The 19334-nt window shown below is 41.6% G+C and carries 19 protein-coding genes and 1 other RNA gene; 6 read left to right on the forward strand and 14 right to left on the reverse strand.

All coding sequences use genetic code 11. From position 1 onward, the window contains the following. Nucleotides 1-2: 2 nt before the first annotated feature. Entirely contained in the window at nucleotides 3-1073 is a 1071-nt protein-coding gene (locus ACUXV2_RS11660) for a type III polyketide synthase (protein WP_446243378.1), read from the reverse strand. Between the two features lie 207 nt (nucleotides 1074-1280). On the opposite strand from ACUXV2_RS11660, the gene ACUXV2_RS11665 reads away from it, so the two are divergent. Beyond that, nucleotides 1281-1733, forward strand: a complete 453-nt coding sequence (locus ACUXV2_RS11665; RefSeq protein WP_446243379.1) for a chemotaxis protein CheX — start codon at nucleotides 1281-1283, stop codon at nucleotides 1731-1733. Nucleotides 1734-1786: 53 nt separating this feature from the next. Here the strand turns inward: ACUXV2_RS11665 and ACUXV2_RS11670 are convergent, their stop codons facing one another. Next, nucleotides 1787-2557: an SDR family NAD(P)-dependent oxidoreductase gene (locus ACUXV2_RS11670; protein ID WP_446243380.1), complete on the reverse strand. Its 771-nt coding sequence runs from the start codon at nucleotides 2555-2557 to the stop codon at nucleotides 1787-1789. A 422-nt stretch (nucleotides 2558-2979) separates the two neighbouring features. Between ACUXV2_RS11670 and ACUXV2_RS11675 the strand changes: the two genes are divergently transcribed. Genes ACUXV2_RS11675 through ACUXV2_RS11685 form a run of 3 tightly spaced genes read left to right on the forward strand, consistent with a single transcriptional unit; the run spans nucleotide 2980 to nucleotide 5277 of the window. Next, entirely contained in the window at nucleotides 2980-3129 is a 150-nt protein-coding gene (locus ACUXV2_RS11675) for a cytochrome c oxidase subunit 2A (RefSeq protein ID WP_446243381.1), read from the forward strand. A gap of 20 nt (nucleotides 3130-3149) precedes the next feature. Further along, nucleotides 3150-3626 carry a cytochrome B5 gene (locus ACUXV2_RS11680; RefSeq protein ID WP_446243382.1) on the forward strand — a complete coding sequence of 159 codons (477 nt, stop codon included), beginning with the start codon at nucleotides 3150-3152 and terminating at the stop codon, nucleotides 3624-3626. Between the two features lies 1 nt (nucleotide 3627). Continuing rightward, complete coding sequence (locus ACUXV2_RS11685; RefSeq protein WP_446243383.1) at nucleotides 3628-5277, forward strand: b(o/a)3-type cytochrome-c oxidase subunit 1; 1650 nt, start codon at nucleotides 3628-3630, stop codon at nucleotides 5275-5277. 60 nt (nucleotides 5278-5337) lie between these two features. Here ACUXV2_RS11685 and ACUXV2_RS11690 read toward each other — a convergent pair whose 3' ends face one another. The 11 genes from ACUXV2_RS11690 to ACUXV2_RS11740 form a co-directional block, all read right to left on the reverse strand. Beyond that, entirely contained in the window at nucleotides 5338-6849 is a 1512-nt protein-coding gene (locus tag ACUXV2_RS11690) for a carboxypeptidase M32 (RefSeq protein ID WP_446243384.1), read from the reverse strand. Nucleotides 6850-6983: 134 nt separating this feature from the next. After that, the gene (locus ACUXV2_RS11695; protein WP_446243385.1) at nucleotides 6984-8909 is read right to left on the reverse strand and encodes an ATP-dependent DNA helicase; all 1926 of its coding nucleotides are present in this window, start codon (nucleotides 8907-8909) and stop codon (nucleotides 6984-6986) included. 153 nt (nucleotides 8910-9062) lie between these two features. Continuing rightward, nucleotides 9063-9242 (reverse strand): hypothetical protein, encoded by a 180-nt coding sequence (locus ACUXV2_RS11700; RefSeq protein ID WP_446243386.1) that lies wholly within the window; start codon nucleotides 9240-9242, stop codon nucleotides 9063-9065. 88 nt (nucleotides 9243-9330) lie between these two features. Continuing rightward, nucleotides 9331-10479, reverse strand: a complete 1149-nt coding sequence (locus ACUXV2_RS11705; RefSeq protein ID WP_446243387.1) for a THUMP domain-containing class I SAM-dependent RNA methyltransferase — start codon at nucleotides 10477-10479, stop codon at nucleotides 9331-9333. Nucleotides 10480-10697: 218 nt separating this feature from the next. Beyond that, nucleotides 10698-11082, reverse strand: an RNA gene (rnpB, locus tag ACUXV2_RS11710) — RNase P RNA component class B. A gap of 84 nt (nucleotides 11083-11166) precedes the next feature. Continuing rightward, the gene (gene gpsB / locus ACUXV2_RS11715; RefSeq protein ID WP_446247059.1) at nucleotides 11167-11472 is read right to left on the reverse strand and encodes a cell division regulator GpsB; all 306 of its coding nucleotides are present in this window, start codon (nucleotides 11470-11472) and stop codon (nucleotides 11167-11169) included. Nucleotides 11473-11590: 118 nt separating this feature from the next. Further along, on the reverse strand, nucleotides 11591-12148 hold the full coding sequence (locus tag ACUXV2_RS11720; RefSeq protein WP_446243388.1) for an SLOG family protein: 558 nt from the start codon (nucleotides 12146-12148) through the stop codon (nucleotides 11591-11593). A 325-nt stretch (nucleotides 12149-12473) separates the two neighbouring features. Then, nucleotides 12474-12815 (reverse strand): CotD family spore coat protein, encoded by a 342-nt coding sequence (locus ACUXV2_RS11725; protein ID WP_446243389.1) that lies wholly within the window; start codon nucleotides 12813-12815, stop codon nucleotides 12474-12476. Nucleotides 12816-13190: 375 nt separating this feature from the next. Continuing rightward, nucleotides 13191-14462: a ribonuclease H-like domain-containing protein gene (locus tag ACUXV2_RS11730; RefSeq protein ID WP_446243390.1), complete on the reverse strand. Its 1272-nt coding sequence runs from the start codon at nucleotides 14460-14462 to the stop codon at nucleotides 13191-13193. Then, nucleotides 14452-16743, reverse strand: a complete 2292-nt coding sequence (locus tag ACUXV2_RS11735) for a DEAD/DEAH box helicase (protein ID WP_446243391.1) — start codon at nucleotides 16741-16743, stop codon at nucleotides 14452-14454. The genes ACUXV2_RS11730 and ACUXV2_RS11735 overlap by 11 nt, the downstream gene beginning before the upstream one ends. Nucleotides 16744-16991: 248 nt before the next feature. Continuing rightward, nucleotides 16992-17777 (reverse strand): alpha/beta fold hydrolase, encoded by a 786-nt coding sequence (locus tag ACUXV2_RS11740; RefSeq protein WP_446243392.1) that lies wholly within the window; start codon nucleotides 17775-17777, stop codon nucleotides 16992-16994. Nucleotides 17778-17912: 135 nt separating this feature from the next. Here ACUXV2_RS11740 and ACUXV2_RS11745 point away from each other — a divergent pair, with 135 nt between their 5' ends. Beyond that, nucleotides 17913-18377, forward strand: coding sequence for an Hsp20/alpha crystallin family protein (locus ACUXV2_RS11745; RefSeq protein ID WP_446243393.1), 465 nt, complete (start codon nucleotides 17913-17915; stop codon nucleotides 18375-18377). An 80-nt stretch (nucleotides 18378-18457) separates the two neighbouring features. Here ACUXV2_RS11745 and ACUXV2_RS11750 read toward each other — a convergent pair whose 3' ends face one another. After that, entirely contained in the window at nucleotides 18458-18922 is a 465-nt protein-coding gene (locus tag ACUXV2_RS11750) for a YppG family protein (protein WP_446243394.1), read from the reverse strand. A gap of 204 nt (nucleotides 18923-19126) precedes the next feature. On the opposite strand from ACUXV2_RS11750, the gene yppF reads away from it, so the two are divergent. Beyond that, nucleotides 19127-19309, forward strand: a complete 183-nt coding sequence (gene yppF / locus ACUXV2_RS11755; RefSeq protein ID WP_446243395.1) for a YppF family protein — start codon at nucleotides 19127-19129, stop codon at nucleotides 19307-19309. Nucleotides 19310-19334: the final 25 nt, after the last annotated feature.

Genomic DNA, 19334 nt, shown 5'->3' on the forward strand with positions numbered 1-19334 from the left:
CATCATTCCCACCTCATCAATACTAATTCTGAACTAAATCCGGGACCTAACGCAGTCCCCAATCCTATATCACCTATTTGGCACTCACCTTGCAGAAATTCTTTTAGTACATAAAATATAGTCACCGATGACATATTCCCGAATTCCTTCAGCACCCTCATGGAATGTCCAGTCATGTTGTCGTCGAATCCCAAGGCCTCTTGATAAGCTTCAATCACTTTCTTCCCGCCGGGATGTGCCACAAAATGTTTAATCTCTTCCATTCCTATTCCTTCTGAATGGATAAATTCTTCCACATTGGGCCTCAGCCAATTTTTCACAAGAGTTGGAATATCTTTTGAAAAAACAACGTACAGACCATCATTCTTGATATTCCAGCCCATTACATCAAGAGAGTCCTTTAATGTCGTGGATTGTGTAGCAAATATTGAGGGGAGCGGGCTGCTTTTTTCTTTAATCGATACGCTATCATCTCCACATACAAGGGTACATGCCACCCCATCAGCAAATAATGATGTACCGACTAAATTACTCTTGGAACGGTCACCGTGCTGAAACGTCAAAGAACATAACTCGATTGACAGGATTAAGACGTTCGATTGTGGAAACGCCAGGCAGTACTCATACGCGCGGGATAACCCTGCTGCCCCTCCCGCACATCCCAAACCCCATATTGGAATACGCTTTATATGGGAAGGGAATGGCAAGACATTCATTATCCTTGCTTCAATGCTGGGAGTTGATAAGCCGGTGGTACAGATAGTGAATATGGCATCTATCTCTTCATACTGAACATGATTATTCTTCAAACATTTTTCGATTGCCCTGCTTCCCATTTCTACAGCATGATGAATGAACAGGTCGTTTTTTTCCTGAAAAGAATGCGAAGTGGAAAACCATTCAAGATCATTAACAAAATATCTGCTGTCAATTTCTCCATTTTCAAAAATGGGGATCAGTCTCTCGATATCCTTAAAGCTTTCCGAAAACAGATTTCGTGCAAATGATGCTGCTTCGGATTGAGTGATTTTAAAAGGCGGGATTTCTGTTTCAACGGCTAGAATTTTAGGCATTTTAACCATTCTCCTTATCAAATTTCCATGTAAGGATAGCTTTACCATAATGTGAAAGAACATGTATGGAAATCATCTGGAACGTGTACAGTTTCTCATTCCTCTTAACCCCCGGTTTGAAAGTTTTCCATTATATCCAAGATACCGAGTCTTTTATCCTGGTAAATATGGTATAATTATTTTTGACAAATTTCCGGAGGTTTCGACATGACCTTAACCAGCAGTATCACGGACTTAATGAATAACTTTATCACTGCCCTTAAAGGGGTGATCCCGCTTGAAGTAGCCGTTTATGATCCAATTTCCTTAAAGGAGCCATATAATCAGCATAATATGGGCGTTTTAATCGGAATGACCGGAGATATCCGGGGGAGATTTCTCATTGACGGAGATGAGGAAAGTTTTCAAGCTCTTGCAGCTTCTATGTTTGGAATGCCTTTAGCAGGTGAAATGCTTGAGTCTTTTGCGGGGGAATTGGGGAATATGATCGTTGGGAACCTCGCAACCTCTATCGCACATAGCGGGAATGATGTAGATATTACTACACCGACAGTCATCGTGGGGGAATCAAAACTTTTCGGCTTTCGTCACGCCATTCAGCTTCCTGTAAAAGTCGAGAACACCGGGGAGTTTCTCATCCTCTTAATGATCGAAGATTGACCTGTAGAAAAAGCGGACGATGATTTGTCCGCTTTTTCTACAATTACATCAAATTAAAAACCTTGTATCGTCATGCCTCCATCGACAAACAGCGTCTGCCCGGTTACATAGTTACCCGCATCCGATGATAAGAACACTGCCGGACCCACCAATTCCTGCAGTTCACCAATCCTTTTTAACGGGGTGACTGCCAATATGTCGTCTACATACTCCTGATTCTTGAGAAGCTCTTTAGTCAAAGGGGTTTTAAAATACCATGGCCCTATACTGTTTACGTTTATATTGTACCTGCCCCATTCGAACGCTAATACTTTTGTCATCTGGATCATCGCGGCTTTAGTGGCTGCATAAACAACCCCTGTCCGGAGAGCCACATGGCCGGCAACAGAAGCTATATTGATGATTTTCCCGTTCCCATGCTCTTTCATATGATTTCCGATTTCCTGACTCATCATGAACGCAGATTTCAAATTGGTATCCATGATTGTTTTCCACTCTTCCTCTGTCACTTCAAATGCATTAGATCTGATATTCATTCCTGCGTTATTAATCAGGATATCGATGGTCAAATCCCGTTCTTCTATGTATTGTACAGCCTCATGAATTTCCTTTTTGGATGTTACATCCGTAGGCAGAATATAAGCATGCCGTCCCATTTCATGTATGCAGGCAGCCGTTTCTTCCAGGTCCGATTTCGTCCGCGATAACAGGACCACATCCGCTCCCGCTTCTGCCAGTCCAATACTTAATGCTCGTCCTATCCCACGTCCTGCCCCGGTGATGACAGCCGTTTTATTTTCCAACGAAAATGAAGGTAAATACATTCCACACACTCTCCTGTCATTGATTGAATCTTCTATATTTTATCATAGTTGCTTCTTATGGCTGAGCATTCTATTCTTTTTTGTGCGGTTGGGACTGCACTTGTATATGAATCTTCATTTCTGCCACCTCACCGCAATACAAACATTTTATTTTCTCATTATATAGTTGACAGCACTTTTCACAATAAAATTTCTCCACAATTCCTGCCTCCTGACAATCTTCTTCATACAGTTTATGTATCAATTATTTTTATCGGAACAGGAGAATGATCCTCTTTTAGGGAGAATTGTGTGATGAACTTCACATTTATTTCACAATTTCCCTTATTAGGTGTGACATTTATCACAGATGGACGACTATTTTTGGAATTATGATTAAGTTAATCCAGAATATCACCTAAAAGGTGAAAGGAGTGAGTATGATGGCAAATCCAGAACTGAACAGAAAGACTCAAACGAAGGTAGAAGATTCGTCCTCCCTGAAAGGGACATTTACATCCGTATTACTGCTGGGAGGATTCCTGGTCCTTTCGTGGATTGGAGTATTTTTGCTATTCATTAATCGTTTTTAAGGAAGAAGGAGTGATTGAACATGCACATGCATCGTTATGAAAAATGGTGGTTGACTCTAGGAACCGGCTCTCTTATTATCTTTTTAATCATTTTGGGAATCAGTGCTTTTCATCAAGGTCATCAGCCCCCAAGCGCCAAGGCATATATTAACCCTGAACAAGTGGATGCCATTGCACCTTTCGATCAGCCAGGACTAAATAAAGTGGAAGGCAAGGAATGGGATTACGAACTTGTACTTGTGGCTTCTACATTCTTTTATGATCCAGGTGTAGTCGAAGTGCCTAAGGGATCGACATTGAAAATAATCGCTACAACCAAAGATGTAATTCATGGCTTTGAAGTAGCCGGTACGAACATCAACATGATGCTCGAGCCAGGATACATCAGTGAATATACCACTACATTGGATCAGACAGGAGAATTTTTAGTGGTTTGCAATGAATACTGTGGAGTTGGTCATCATACGATGAAATCCATGATTAAGGTGGTGGACTAAAATGTCTGAACGTTTTATCAAAATCGACCGTAGAGACGGTAAGCTCGCAATGGCACATATCTATGTAGGATTCATCGCTTTGGCCCTCGGAGGACTGGCAGGTTTATTACAAGTACTGGTCCGTTCTGGAAGTTTCACTTTACCTGCAGGAATCGGGTATTATCAAGTACTTACCGTTCATGGGGTATTACTTGGCCTTGTATTGACCACATTCTTTATTTTAGGTTTTCAACATGCTGCCATTTCAAGAACCTCAGGCACTTATTCTGGTACTTCTCGTCTATTAGGCTGGCTCGGCTTCTGGGTAATGCTGCTTGGGACAGCTATGGCAGCTGTGATGATTCTCTTGAACGAAGCGACCGTACTTTATACTTTTTATGCGCCGCTTAAAGCTCATTGGATCTTTTATCTAGGATTGACCTTCGTGGTAGTCGGCAGCTGGCTAGGCGGAGCAGCTATGATCATGAAATATGTACAGTGGCGAAAACAGAACCCTGGAGAATCCAGTCCACTACTGACATTCATGGCTATTATCAATATGGTTCTGTGGATCATTGCGACTTTAGGTGTTGCAGGAACCGTTTTATTCCAGCTCCTTCCTTGGTCACTCGGGCTGGTCGAAAGAGTAGACGTTCTTATCAGCAGGACTTTATTCTGGTATTTCGGCCATCCGCTTGTTTACTTCTGGTTATTGCCTGCCTATATGGCATGGTATGTCATCATACCTAAGATCATCGGTGGTAAGATTTTCTCGGATTCACTTGCAAGATTATCATTTGTATTGTTTCTCTTATTCTCTATCCCTGTCGGCTTCCATCATCAGCTTGTGGAACCGGGTATTGATGCATTTTGGAAGTTTTTACAGGTCGTTCTCACATTTATGGTTGTTATACCTTCTTTAATGACTGCTTTTTCGCTATTTGCCACCTTTGAAATGTATGGACGTTCCAAAGGCGGTACAGGGTTGTTTGGCTGGTTCAGGAAACTTCCTTGGGGCGATGCCCGATTTACCGTCCCATTCATTGGAATGGCTGCATTCATCCCGGCAGGGGCCGGCGGATTGATCAATGCTTCGAACCAGATGAACCAGGTCGTCCACAATACCATCTGGGTCACTGGTCACTTCCACTTGACACTCGCCACTTCAGTGGTGTTGACGTTCTTTGGGATTTCCTATTGGCTTGTTCCTCACTTGACTGGAAGGGTCTTGACGAAAGCAATGAACAAAATGGCTATTGTGCAGGCCGTCGTATGGGCAGTTGGAATGGGTATCATGTCCGGGGCTATGCATGCTGCAGGTTTATTGGGTGCACCAAGACGTTCTTCCTTCTCTACTTACGGGGATGCGGTGCAGGCGCTTGACTGGATTCCTTATCAGGTTGCACAGGCAATCGGAGGGACGATCCTCTTTATCGGGATCATTCTCGTCTTATATATCTTCATTAATTTGGCTTTCTTCGCACCAAAAGGAGAAGAGGAATTCCCGATTGGTGAAGTAGCGGAAGGTGCAGAAAAAACACCGATGGTTCTTGAAAATTGGAAAATTTGGCTTACAGTCCTTGCCGCCCTCATCCTAGTAGCCTATACAGTACCGTTCATGGATATGTTCCAGAATGGTCCACCTCCTTCAAAAGGCTTCAGGGTCTGGTAAGAGGCTTAAAATCGACAAGAAAGACCGCTTCCAGTCCAGAAGCGGTCTTTCACTTTTATGTTACAAGGAATATACTTTCGTATACTTTTCAATCAAATACTCTGCCAGATGAGAAGCATTCAATCCTTCCCCGGTCACCTCTTGAAGGATTTCCAGAGGTTTTTTCATTTTACCCCATTTGTGAACATGGTCAGTCATCCATTCTTTTATAAGGGTAAGTTCGCCCTTTTCGAGAAGATCATCAAAGTCAGGAATGTCTTTTTCCATCGCCTTTTTGAATTGGGCAGCATACATATATCCCAAGGCATATGAAGGGAAATATCCGAAGCTTCCGCCTGCCCAATGAACATCCTGAAGTACACCTTCACCATTATGAGAAGGTTTGATCCCCAAGTATTCTTCATATTTCTGATCCCAGATTAGAGGCAGATCTTTTACTTCGATTTCATCATTGAATAAACCTTTTTCAATTTCATAGCGAATGATGATATGTAACGCATAGGTTAGTTCATCAGCTTCAATCCTGATCAAAGACGGCTTTGATTCATTGATCGCTTTGTAAAATTGATCAACATCCACTGAGTCGAACTGCCCATCAGCGTGTTGTTTTAGCAGGTCGTAATTTTGTTTCCAAAACGAATAATTTCTCCCTACAAAGTTTTCATAAAATAAAGACTGTGATTCGTGAATCCCCATTGACGTTCCTGAACATAATGGCGTTCCAACGAGATTTTTCGAGATGTTCTGTTCATAAAGGGCATGTCCACCCTCATGGATCGTCCCGAAAACAGCCGTTCTCCAATCACTTTCATCGTACTTTGTTGTTACCCGTACATCCCCCGGATTCAGCCCTATTGCAAATGGATGAACCGTTTCGTCCAGTCTTCCCGAGTTGAAATCATATCCCATTTGCTCCAGGATTTTTAAACTGAATTCCTTTTGTTTATCCTTTGAGAAATGCTCAAATAAAAAATCAGTGTGCGGTTTGTTTTCAGATGCTGAAATCTTATGAACGAGCGGTACGATCTTGTCCCTCAATTCACCGAAAACACTGTCCAGAACTTCTACTGTGACACCCGGTTCATACATATCAAGGAGAGTATCATATTTATTTTTTTCATAACCCCAATAATCGATGAATCGCTTCGTATAGGTTACGAGTTGTTCAAGATAAGGCTGAAACATTTTGAAATCTGCTTTTGACTTTGCCTCTTCCCAGACATTTTCTGCTTTGGATTGCAAAACAACGTATTCCCTGTATTCCGAAGCCGGGATTTTTTTATTTCGGTCATATTCCTTTTGGCATTCTTCAAGCAATTTCTGCGTCAATTCATCAAGCTGATCTTTCTCCTGCGAAAGTTTTGCAAGATATGCTGCCATCTCATTGGAAGTGGACATTGCAAATAATTCTGATGAAAGCATTCCGATCACTTCCGAGCGCTGTTCCACTCCATTTTTTGGAGCACCTGTCCTTAGATCCCAGAACATCAATCCAAGTGCTTCATTATATGCAGTCATTTTTTTCACATAATCGAGAAAGCTGTTTTTCATTTCTACTAATTCTTCTCTCATCTTTAAGCCCCCTTAGTAAACATCTCTTCTATTTTATCATATTTTTCTGACAAATACTTCTATAATAGATTTACGTTTGGCTTCAATAAGAAACAAATAAAAAAAGCCGCCTATTCAGACGGCTCATTTCAGCTTCAGACCTTCATTGTTTCCACTTGGACAGGAAGAATTGTTTTTATAAGCTCACTGTGTGCAGACTCTCGTCCATTCAATAGAATATGAACCTGCCCATGATCTTCGCTTGTCCGTATCAACCGTCCGATACCTTGTCTCATGCGTAGCAGCATGTAAGGAACATCGACTTCCTCCGATGGGTTTTCTGCATGCTTTCGTTTTGCATCGAATACAGGGTCTTTAGGAGGGAACGGCAGGGATACAATGACTACTTGCGTCAGGGATTCCCCCGGTACATCAAGGCCCTCCCATAAATGATATGAACATAATACTGAAGAGTGTTCATTCTGGAACTCCTCTACTGTATGACTGATTTCTTTATCCCCTTCAAAGATGACCTTCCATTCTTGACTGGAATCCTTTTGATAAAAGTCCCTGAACGCATTCATTTCTTCCTTTGTAGAAAATAATAGAAGAGACTTCCCTTTATTCTGTTTTAAATGTTCCCATGCATATTGGAACTTCTCTTCATCCCGGGCAAGATTCTCAGCTACAAATACTTTCATCATCTCATCGTAATCGTACGGGGATTCCACTGAGAATTTTTCGCACTTTTCAATTCCAAGTGACTGCGAGATGTATGAGAAATCACCATTATATGATAAAGTGGCAGATGAGAAAATGAACGGAATATTTTGGGAGAATACTTTCGTTCTAAGTATTTCCTCTACAAGTCTCGGCATAACGACGAAAGTATGCTCGTCCTCTGTTGCCTCTAGCCAGTAAATGCCTTTTTCATCTTCGAGGAATAACTTTAACGAATACTGAATCTGTTCCAAATATTCCTCGACTACCTTCAGTAAGTAGTCATCCATTACATACATTTCCGATTCAAACACCAGTTCATTCAAAAGGTTTTCAATGCTTTCAGCCAAAAGCCTTCCCTGTTCCAAAACCGCAGCGGAACGAGTGATATACTGTCGTACAGTCCCGATTTCCGATCTTGCTTCTTTACTTAATAACTCAAACCATTTTTCATTCGCCAGCATGATATCTTCAATCTGATAAAGTGTCGTTTCCCTCATGTCGGATGCGGATAGTCTTTCAAGCAGACCTTCCAATGTTTCCATTCTCATGCGGTAGGTCATCGCTTTTTGAGAGGCAAACTCCAATAAATGCCCTTCGTCAAAAACGACCGAACTTGCTTCCGGTAACAGCGGCAGCTGTCCTTCCCTTTTCCGGGAGTCTTTCGTCCAGATATGTTCCATATAAAAGTCATGTGAACAAACGATCAGGTCAGCAGAGTTCCGATAATGTTCTCTATGAAGAGTCTGTCCGCAGCGGTGACGGTAAACGCAAGACATGCAATCCTGCAAAGAATCCCAGCCGATTTCAGTCCACTCCTCATCCGGCAAATGAGCATAGTCCTTACGATCGCCATAGTGGCTGAATCTGTTCATTGAATTTGTTTCATGAACGAACGCGGGGAGCCCTTCCCATATTTCATGAAAGCTTTCGTTCATCGGCAGTTTTTCCTCAAGCTTTTTAATACATAGATATTGTTCTCTTGATTTGGCTAATCTGACGTCTATATCAAGTTCAAGTGCCTGCTCAAGCTTTTGGATGTCACCGTCTTTTTTTACAAGTTGTTCGATCAGTGTTTCATCTGCACACGCGATGATGGCAGGCTTTCCGGTATATCGAGCATAAGATAACGCATATAAAAGATAAACAAGCGTCTTACCTGTACCGACGCCAGCTTCTGCAAACATCACTTGTTTTTGTTTGTAAGCCTGATTTAATTGAAACGCCATGAATACTTGCTCATCCCTGAGATCGAACCCTTTTTCAGGTAAAATATCGTAAAATACATCCCCAACCCAATCTGAGAGTGCTTCGTAAAAGGATTGATCTTTCGATAAATTGAAAGGTAATTTTCTTTTCATATTGACCTCCTGCATCCCGCTATACTGTTAATCTACTAATTTCATTCGGCTGCCGGAAGAGAATTGCTCTATTTAGAATCCATATATCCGGACAAAAAAAAGAAACACTCCATACAGAGGGGATATTGCCATTTGTATGGAGTGTCCCTGGTATCAATCGTATATTCTATTTTGTCTGAGCAGTTCATATTGAAATGCTTTGTTTAGATTGACCTTTGCATTCATCAAGCTTTCATGTATGGTATCAGTGCCATCTTCATCCATGGAAATGGATGATAAGGAACCTTCCAATGCCTGATAAATTTTTTGATAATCCGTTAGAGAATGTTCCATCCTCTTTTCACTCCCCTGAAAATGATAGCACTATTATACGCAGGGAGAGGTGAAAATATTCTATTCTTCGGCTAAATTCTTGGTGTTATCATTCACCCTTATCTTTTCTCGGAGGACGGGGTCCCCAATACTGATAATAATCAGTCCGGATGAAACCGTTAAAGAGCTTGCGCTTCTTCGTGGCAGGTTTTCCATAGAACTGTTCGAAATCTTCATGGGAAGTCAGCATATAAACAGACCAAGTATCCAATTTCTGGAATGCCTGTCCCATTTCTTTGTACATCTTTTCTACCTCTGGTCGTTCCCCCAGCCTTTCCCCATAAGGAGGATTACCGACGACCACTCCGTACTCAAGGTCCGTTGTAAAATCTTTCACTTGCATCTGTTTGAATTTCACAAGATCTCCCAGTCCAGCCTCGAGAGCATTTTCTTTAGAAACATTAACCATCCTGTGGTCTATATCAGTCCCGATTATTTCAAGAGGCTGGTCATAATTGGCCAGATCTTCAGCTTCCATACGTGCTTTATCCCAAATATCATCAGAAAAAAAGGACCAGTTTTCTGAAAGAAATTCCCTATTGAAACCAGGAGCGATGTTCTGTCCAATCAGTGCTGCTTCAATGGGGATCGTACCCGAACCGCAGAAAGGATCAAGAAAAGGCCGGTCAGGATTCCAGGTAGTCAATTTAATAAGTGCTGCAGCAAGCGTTTCTTTAAGGGGAGCCTCCCCTTGTCCGATTCTGTATCCTCTTTTGTGAAGGCCCTGCCCGCTTGTATCCAATGTGATGCTGGCTGTGTCTTTATGGATGGCAACTTCAATTTTATACAGTGGACCTGTTTCATCCAGCCAGGAGGTCCGCTTATACGCTTTCCTTAATTTTTCAACTATGGCTTTCTTCACGATCGCCTGACAATCAGGAACACTGTAAAGCTTTGATTTGACAGACTTTCCTTGCACAGGGAATTCTGCATCTTCCGGCAGGTAATTTTCCCATGGAAGTTTTTTTGTATTTTCAAACAGTTCATCAAAGGAATAAGCCTTGAATTCCCCTACCAGGATCTTGATACGGTCAGCCGTACGAAGCCACATATTCGCTCTTGCAATGGCCGTTTCGTCACCTTTGAACATGACCTTTCCATTTTCTACTTGGCATTCATATCCCAAGTCCTTCACTTCTCTTGCTACGATTGCCTCCAGGCCCATGGCTGCAGTGGCAATTAATGTATATGTACCCATCTATTACACCTCGTCCGTCTCTATACTTACTATTATTATAATCAATTTTATGTAAATAATAGGCCGCTTTTCTAATGAGAGATATTTTCGACATTTAAAAAGAGCCATATGAAATAACAAAAAAATAAAAAGGACTGATACCAAAGGTAATGTATTACCTGAATGTATCAGTCACTTGGGTTTGTAGTCAAAAATGATTGTCTTCTCCAGAAATAGCGCTCTGTAAGCCATGTTTTGTTCCTTTGTACTGCAAGCGACTTATCATCTCGTACTCAGGTGGTAATCATCTATCTACAAAGGATATACCTTTGTCCCTTCCTTCGTTCGTTTCCTCCGAAAGGGTTCCCCTACCAAATTTGGGTTTCTCGCTCGTGGGGTTTACCTCGTTCCACTCCTGTCATTTCTAACAGGACTTCGTCACTGTGGCACTTTCAAGGTAGTCATGCCATATCCATAAGGACTTAGGCATTTTCCCTGCCGTCAACTCATATTTGAGCTGCCCTAGCTTATGAATTGGCTAGGCACGAACACTACGGGCATCTCAGCACCGTGCGAGCATGGACTTTCCTCTACAGCTGTAAGCTGCAGCGATTACCCAAACGCTATTAAGGATCAGCAATTACTAATTATAAATGAATATCTTGTTTATTTCAACTGGAAATTCATGTCGTTTCAGTCTTGAAAAAATCAATCGTAAAGCTTATTCCCAAACACATGTTTTTCAAGATTCGATAATCGTTTGAGAATATCAAAGTTGGTTGTGCCTGAGGCCTGAGGCTGTGCGGCGGGTCGCTTGCTTGCACCTTCGACCTGTTTCTTCAAGCGCAGGTTTTCCTGTTGAAGTTCTTCTATTTCCTGATGAAACGTTTCATAATCTTTAATAATCAGATCAAGGAACTTATCTACATCTTCAGGCTTATAGCCTCTCATTCCACTCTTGAATTCTTTTTCCAGAATATCTTTGGCTGTTAATTTCACTTTTTCTGAAATCATTGTATTCACCTCTATGTTAATCTTTTTCATTTTTTCAAATTACCTTCGTTTTGTCAAATAATTTTAAAGGGAGTATGAAACGTATAATGTATATTCTCGTGTAAAGCAGGTTTATCGGTTACTCATTCCTCCACTGTTCCTCTTCCACAACCCATTGCAGATCATTAAATGAAATAGCCCTGATTTCAAAGTGAGGATTGCTCTCCTGATACCTTCTTGCTTCCTGATAAAAATATTTAGGGGAGCCTTCCTTTTCTTCGTCGTATAACACAATCAGATATTGACTTTTATTTAGGAATAAAAGATTTCGGTTTCTAAATTGCTGTGGACTCTTATATGGATCCTTCGACACGGAGTCTACAAAATCTGCCTGAGAAAGAATCATTTCATAGTACTCTTTATTATTTTCGTTCCAATTTTCTTCCTGGTTAAGGAATGGGGTCAGTACTGCGAGCTTTAGTTCTGGATATTCTTCCTGTAGTTCGAAAACCACTTCGGCTCCCCATAACTCTACACCTAGCTGGCCACTGATCGTCACCCACTCCAGATCCTCTTCCAGCAAGGAGAGCAGCTCTTTTTTCAATGCCTGTTTTATGTAGTAAATGGCTTTATCGTCTTGCTTAAAAATTCCGAGCTCAAAGGATTTATAACCTGTTAAGCATGCAACCTTGCTCAAAAAGCAAAACTCCTTTTCAAAGGTTCATGATAAGTAAGCTAAGGACATATTTAGTTTGCCCTATTCTTTACACTCTATTGTAGCACATTTTGACCAAACGTTCTTTTCAATATTATGATCTGCTGCGTACATGTTTAATATGAGTAAAATAAGTGGAATACACGAGAGCTGAAAAGCATCTTAAACACTTGAATAAATAAGGAGGGTGACTCCAAGTGATCCTCCACCGCATCCGGCCTTATTTCCTCTCTTACCCATGAAAAAAGCCTTCTTGAAGAATCTTGAAGTCACCCTGTATTCCTTTATTAAGCTATATCCATACTAATTAGTAAAGTCCAAAAGGCGGACGGGGACGCGGTCCAAATCCTGGGCCTCCCGGGCCACCAGGGCCAAATCCTGGGCCTCCTGGTCCGCCAGGGCCAGGTCCTGGTCCACCGGGTCCGCCAGGGCCGCCGCCGCAGTTAAACTGCTGATTCGTCACACTGTCAACTGCTGATTGTGTTTGAGGGAAATAGTGCTTATGCTGATATTGGATATTGTTTACTGTAGTTGTATGCTGTGGGTGAATATGCGGCACCTCATAGGTAGTGAACGTCTGGTTTACACAATTTTTTGCAGGGTGCATAACTGCTGGAAGCACTTTACTGGGTCTTGGTCTACAAAACATAGTCATGTTCTCCTTTCATCATGTAATTGATACATTAATAGCCTATGAAAAGGTCAGAGAACATGTACTAATGAAAATACCTATTTTTATTAATGGAGATTAGGATTGATTTTTGTAAAAGGTCAATCCAACTTTTCCATTACATGAAGCTATATAAAGTCTCAGAATAATTCGAAAAGAAAAACGCCGTTAAACCAATGACGACAAAGAATAAAATTAAGATCGCACGGTTCATTTTCATCATCCTATCTAAATATAAATAATTTCCACACAATTATTCATTTTACAACTACTTGTGAAAATTCTCAATATATAAATAAGGAGATTGGACCATAAATTTACGATATTTTACTAGATTCAAGAAAGTGCTTCAAATCAAGTTAATTTCTTCCTGTCGATCTTTGAACTCACTCGATTCATCCGATTATAAAGCTGTTCCAGCCGTTTCGCCTTCTTCCCGCCGCTGGAACCGATATTATGAAGAAGCTCCTCGAGTTCCAGGCATTTTTCCAATGCTTTATCATAATCCTTACGTTTATGTTCATAGATTTTCGCCAATTCTTCCAATACGATCACTTTAATCTCGATGGGACAATCGTCGTCGATCCCTTCCCATAGAGCGGACGCCTTATCGAATTCCTTATCTTTTTTATACCTTAAAGCAAGATGATGGACCGATGCATGATGCTGCCCGCCTCTCTCATTCACTATATGTTCAAAGCGTTCTTTCGCCATTTTCTCATTACCTGTGTATTCTAGCCATCTGCCTGCTTCGAATGTCTCCTGCTCAGTGGAGGATTTTGAAACCTCAAGAAGCTGAAATGTCAGGTGAGTATATAAAGTGATCAATGAAAGAATATCAAGCTCGTTATGCTCCATCACCTTTAGGATGCCCTCCGGATCCCTTCTCTCTATGAAATCAAAATAAATCATCGGTGCTAGATACCCGGGCACATCATCCACTCTTTCAAAATCAAGGACTTTCTTTTCAACGTTAATCAATTTCACTGAGTCCATATTATGTTTAAAAAGTCTTCTCGATCCATGGTATAAATCAAAATGCCCAAAAGACGGAAGTTTGGGAACATGTTCCTTTATAAGGGTGTGCCTGGTTTTGACCTGCGGCCAGTCAAATGCTTTACCGTTATACGTGACAAGCGTATTATAATCAACCGTCTTCAAAAAACTGTGATAAAGCGGGATTTCACTTCCCGGTTGCGGTAGAAAATGCTGTGTGATCACCACTTCATCTCCTTCAACCCTTCCATGCCCAAGCAAAAAAATCGTATTGCCCACTCCGCCTCCAAGTCCCGTAGTTTCCGTGTCAAAGAAAAACAGGTCCTCGGGGGACAGTCCTTTAGAAGACAATGGATGAGTTCCGTTAAAATTCTGCCAGGCGGCAACTGATTTCAAGAGATCTTGAAATTGATAGTTGCCATGCTTATGGTGAAGTGGGTATCTCTTTTCCCTTACCAGGCAATAATCATCATCGACAAAGTAAGTGGTAGTCCCATGTTCTTTCCACGTTTCTTTGTGAGGGAGATCAGTATTCGCCATATCAATCATTTTTACCGTTTCCTTATCAACCTCTGCATCTTCCCTTACGATGTGCTTTTTCATTCTGTTCAGTTTGTTTTTAAGAGACACTTTCTCCCCCCTTTCTCCCATCATGGAATAAAGCAAGCAGCTTTAATGTATCAGCTTTTGCCGTTTTCATGGAATGTTCGGTTCCGATACACGATGGACAACCAGTTTGACAAGGACAGCTTTCAATCAATCTTCCGGCTTCAGAAAGAACCTTCTCGATTTGCTCATATACTTTTTCACTTAATCCGATTCCGCCTGGATATCTGTCATAAATGAAAATGGTCGGTTTATCATTATGGGCCGCTTTCACCTGAGGCACGACAAAAATATCACTCGGGTCGCACATAACATAAAGCGGAATGATGGACTTTAAACTTTGGGCAGCTCCTATCAAGCCTTCTTCCAAACGTTCTTGAGTGAAAGAAGAACTGTCACTTAGAGAGATCCAGCTGGAGTTGGTATGGAGTTCTTCCTCGGGAAGGTGAATCGGGCCTGAACCGATGTTTTCATGTGTATCGAACTTGATTTTTTTAAAGATCGTAGCCATTGCCTGGACTGTGACATCACCATAGGCAATATCACAAGAATCAGTGCTTCGTTCCTTGTCCGTTTCCAGGACACGAAGCTGAACGGCTAAATTGGCATCTGTAAAATAATCAACATCCACCTCTCTAACAAAAGCTTTCTTTTCTTCCCAATCCAGCTTCTCCACCTGAAATTGAATTCCCTGATGTAAGTATATGGCTTCATCATGCAGCAGGGTCATGGCAGAAAACCGATCCATCTCCCCGATCACTTTTACTGCCGCAATATCGGTTTGATCGATAATAATTACATTTTCCTGGGAAGCGGATCGAAGGCTGATATTGTGGGCAGGGAACACATCATTCATCCAGTACCATTTTTCCCCATTCTTATGCAGGAGTTTTTCTTCTGCCAAAAATTCAAGAATATCCTCCACATCATGGGAACCGAATTGTTCCCCATCTTTGAAAGGAAGTTCATATGCAGCACATTTAAGGTGATCAATCAGGATGATTAAGTTATCAGGATTGATCCTTGCTGTTTCAGGTGTTTGATCAAAGAAATAGTCAGGGTGATCGATGATGAACTGATCCAGCGGACTGGAACTTGCCACCATGATCACTAGTGATTCACCATGCCTCCTGCCTGCTCTACCTGCCTGCTGCCAGGCACTTGCAATGGTCCCAGGATAGCCAGTCATGATACATACCTGCAGCTGGCCGATATCCACACCCAATTCGAGTGCATTGGTACTGACCACTCCATAAATCTCTCCTGAACGTAACCCTTTCTCAATTTCCCGCCTCTGGGTAGGGAGGTAACCGCCCCTGTATCCGCGGATCGATTTAGCTCCCAATTGGCTTTTGACTAATTCTTGTAAATAGGTCAGGATGATTTCCACTCTAACCCGGCTCCGGGCGAACACAATGGTCTGGATTTTATTCTTTAACAGCTCCCCTGCAATCCTCCTCACTTCCAGAGTTGCGCTTCTTCTTATGTTTAAAGGTTTATTGACGATCGGGGGATTGTAGAAAACAAAATGCTTCTTTGCGCTCGGAGCCCCGTTATTATCAATCAGCTCCATCTCCGAACCTGTAAGGTGTTCCGATAATTCTTTTGGGTTGGCAATGGTTGCCGAAGTACAAATGAATACAGGTGACGCTCCATAAAACTCGCAGATCCTTTTGAGCCTTCTTATGACATTGCTCACGTGTGAACCGAATACCCCCCTATAAATATGTAGTTCATCGATGATCACATATTTTAGGTTTTCAAATAAGGAAACCCATTTTGTATGATGCGGAAGGATAGCAGAGTGAAGCATATCCGGATTTGTGATCACGATATGTCCGGCTTTCCTGACCTTCTGCCTGATATTAGCGGATGTATCCCCGTCGTATGTATAACTATTGATGAACGCACCAGCTTCAGAGATGATTTCATTCAGCTCGCTTTTCTGGTCCTGGGCAAGAGCTTTTGTCGGAAAGATATATAGTGCCCTGGCATTGGGATCTTCCATGATCGTTTGTAAAACGGGCAGGTTATAACACAAGGTTTTACCTGAAGCAGTAGGTGTCACTGCCGTGAAGCTCTTCCCTTTCATCGCCAGTTGAAATGCTTCATGCTGATGGCTGTATAGCTTTTCTATTCCCCTTACTTTTAAAGCGTTCTTTATCCGTTCATCAATCCCTTCCGGAATATCTGTGAACGTTGCTGGTTTTTCATCTATTGTATGCCAATGTATGATTTGTTTATTGAATTGTTCGTCTTTCTTGAATTGCTCGATTAAGTCCTGAAGGTTATTCTTTCTGAACATCATCTTCACCTCTAGATTCTATTTTATCGAATCTATGTTCGAATGTAAAAATAAAAAAACCGGCGTGATTTCGCCGGAAAATCATTTTCATTCGTTATTAATCACCGCAGTTGATTTCCGTGCAAGACTTCGCTTTCCGCGGGTAGCCCGTGAGCCTCCTCGTCAAGCCTGCGGGGTCTCACATAAGCTACTTTCCCCGCAGGAGTCTTGCACTCCAATCAACTGCTGGAACGGATTAAACATACTTTTTATTTGGAGTTAATAAATTCTTTCAGAATATAAGCAAGCATTTCAGGTTCTTCTAATAAACCCATGTGGCCCGAATCTGTCAGGACTTTAGTGTGCGTATGGGATGATTCTGCCTGGAAGACTTTTTGTTTTGGGATGATTTGGTCATGTTCGCCCGCTACAAGCAGAACGGGGATATTGCTGTTCTTAATTACGTTGGAACGATCTATTCTGTTCCTCATTGCCTTCAGTGTTTCAATGGCTCCGACCGGGCTGGTTTCATATCCAATATCTTTGGTGAGCTGAATCTTATCTGTCAGGTCATTCATCTTGTCGGGGTTGAACAGCTTTGGCGCCAGTTCATTTACAAATGTGCTAAGACCATTTTCTTTGATTACTTCGATCGCCTTCAAGCGATTTTCCTTTGCTTCATCATTGTCAGCGAGAGCAGTGGAATGAATGAGTCCGTATCCTTTTAAAGTTTCCCCAAATAAATCCGCAACGGCAAGAGTCACATATCCACCTAATGAATGACCGAATAGATAAACATTATCCAACTGTTTCTGATCCATAAAATAGTGAATATCCTTTGCCATATCCTCTATACCGAATGCTGAATCATTTATCCCGGATTGGCCGTGACCTCTAAGGTCGATTGTGATGACACGGGAGGAATCAAGTAAAGGAACTACCTCTTTCCAATAGGCAGAGCTCCCGCAAAAACCATGAAGAAGAATGACCGTCTCTTTCCCTTCACCGCGATCTTGAAAAGCTAAATCAAAATCTCCAACATGCTGCTTTTCCATAACCATTTCCCCCTTAGTGGATTTTGCTTATATGTTTCCTCCCTGGCAAGATTTTAAACAACCGAGATAGGCACACTTGCCTTTAGAGTTCATACATTAATATGAAAAGATCCGTCCCGAAAGGAGATTCCATCCATGAATAGTCATTTTTCAAATGATTCATCTAAGAAAAAAGGGTTTGGTGACCTGATGCAGTCAATGAATGAATTCTTTCATGAAAAGCCGATGAGGGGAATGCTGCAGAGTATAGATGATTTCTTTTCATCTGCTTCCAACCCTTTCAATTCCTTCCCAGTCGATTTCAACGAACATGAGGATTATTACCTGATAACCGCTGAGCTTCCCGGTGTAAAAAAGGAACAAATCAATCTGGAGGTATTCCCTAACTTTGTCACGATTTCAGTCTCTAATATGGAACTCTATTCCGAGGAAAATGAAAAGAATCAAGTAATCAAAAGAAAACAATCCATGAACAGGAGCAGCCGGACCATCCCATTTCCAACCGTGGTAAATGAAAAAGATGTGAAAGCTTCATATAAAGACGGCTTATTACAAATTAAAGTTGAGAAACAAACAGGCAGAAAGATAAGCATTGATTGATGCGGCACCTTCCGATATCGATTACACGCGTCACTCCCATGAAAAAGAGCAGCTAAATTTCAGCTGCTCTTTTCATACGCTTAAAACTTGAACATTCCTCCGAGGCCCTTCACAAGTGAAGACACTTGATTCACTGTACCCATCATCTGACCTGCTGTATTCATCACTTTATTGAAGTCAAATGAACCATCCTGGGACTTGAAAGAGTTCATGATCGTGCCCATTCCAGAATTTGATTTTTTTGCCATGAATGATGCTTTCGGATAAGGATTCGCATAGTTCTGCTGCTGCATCGCCTTCATTTGATAAGGGTTATATTCTTCATGTTGAAGAGGATTTTCAAAATATGGATTCGTATAACCCACTTGGGTCATTTGTCCGTTTGGTCGCACGGGTTCGGGAGAATAATGGAAGGGCGGTGAATAATACTGACCTTCTCCCTGCATTTGATAATTGCCCATTTGAACCAATTGATGAGTGGACGGATTGGGATATGGATAAGGATAATAATTCTGATAGCGGTGACGATAACGATGTGAATTCATACTAACCCCCCTTACATTAATACGGTTACTACACAGTATGAGAGAATGCCCCTTATGGTGAAAGAACCCAGCATTTTCTTTCGACAAACCCTCAAAAAATGTCGGAAGTTACATTATTCTAACAACTTAAAGAAAAGGCTTTCTATGTTAGGATAATGATAGAAGGTTGCCTGCCTTAAAATGAATGTATTGGGAGGAATTAGTATGAACTTTAGTGAATTGTTAAAAAAGTACGAGAATCAGAAGCAGTACAAGACAGCCGATGGCCTGGAGCTTCTTACGTTGACAAAGAAACTATACATTTCAAATGAAATTTCTCTGCAAGACTACAAAGAGCTAGTAAGGCAAATCAGTCTAAGCTGTGATCGTGCAGTTCCCACCCTGTAACAAATGAATACATGCAAAAGGGCTC

The sequence above is a fragment of the Rossellomorea sp. NS-SX7 genome (genome assembly GCF_052828565.1).